The 1,035-nt window shown below is 61.1% G+C and carries 1 protein-coding gene; it reads right to left on the bottom strand.

All coding sequences use genetic code 11. The features are described 5' to 3' along the window. Positions 1 to 302 precede the first annotated feature (302 nt). The coding region (locus tag LJ655_RS30025) for an IS110 family RNA-guided transposase (protein ID WP_230564776.1) at positions 303 to 1,035 on the bottom strand (733 nt) is incomplete at its 5' end.

Genomic DNA, 1,035 nt, shown 5'->3' with positions numbered 1-1,035 from the left:
CCTATATGAACGCGTCCCGTTTGCAACAGTTTTCGTGTGTTCCGACAGACAGGATGGGCTGCAGCTCTATATCCGGCCTTGTTGCAGTCGGTGCTGCGGCTGCGGGCCCCTATGAAATCCGCTGACTCGCGCCTCATTCTCCTGGCGAGCTCGACTCCTTGCGAGCTCGACGCTCTTCGAATCATTCAGGTTTAGCGAGTCCTGGTCCTACCTGGCTTGTCATCACACTCGATTGCTGCGCAACCTTTCGACGTTCACCCTGTGTTAAACGTTGACCTTCTACCTCGCGTCGGCCGTTCAGTTCATGCCGGCTTCACGCTCACATAGTCGTTCCGGTACGGCCTGTCATGGGCCAATACCGCCCAGATCGTCCGTGCCATCTTGTTCGCTAACGCGACGATCACCACATTCGTTGGCCGGCGTTTCTTCATTTGCCCGACCCACGGGCGGGGCTCCTTCGCATGCGTGAACACGCTTCGCGCGCCGTGAATCAGCAGCGTGCGCAGATACGTGTCGCCGCGCCTGCTGATCCCGTGCAGGTTCACCTTGCCTCCCGAGCCCGTCTGCTTTGGTACAAGACCGGCCCAGGCGGCGAATTCCCGCCCCGAACTGAATGCCTTCGGGTCGCCCATCATCGCCACCGCTGCCGTTGCCGTCAGCAGCCCCACGCCTGGAATTTCGCTGATCCCTGCAACCGCCTTGTCTTCTTTCTTCCATTCGCGCATACGGCGCTCGATCCCGGCGATCTGTTCGTCCAGTCTCGCCAACCCGTTCCACTGTTCACGCAACGTATCGATCAGTGCCGCCGGCAGACGCTCCGCGAGCCGTCCAAGTGCCGCCGGTATTTCCTTGTCCAGTTTCGCTCGTCCCCGGCTCATCACCTCGCCGTATTCCGCCAGCAATCCACGCAGTCCGTTGCTCTGCATCGTGCGGAATTTCACCAACTGCTCGCGCATCCGGTGCAGCGCCAGCATCGCCTGCTGCATTTCCGTCTTCACCGCCACCGGCTTGCCCGGCTGCTGCACCGCCAGCCAA

The organism is Paraburkholderia translucens (assembly GCF_020881035.1).
Classification (GTDB): domain Bacteria; phylum Pseudomonadota; class Gammaproteobacteria; order Burkholderiales; family Burkholderiaceae; genus Paraburkholderia; species Paraburkholderia translucens.
The sequence above is the reverse complement of the archived record's forward strand: the minus strand, read 5'-3'. Positions and strand labels throughout refer to the sequence as shown.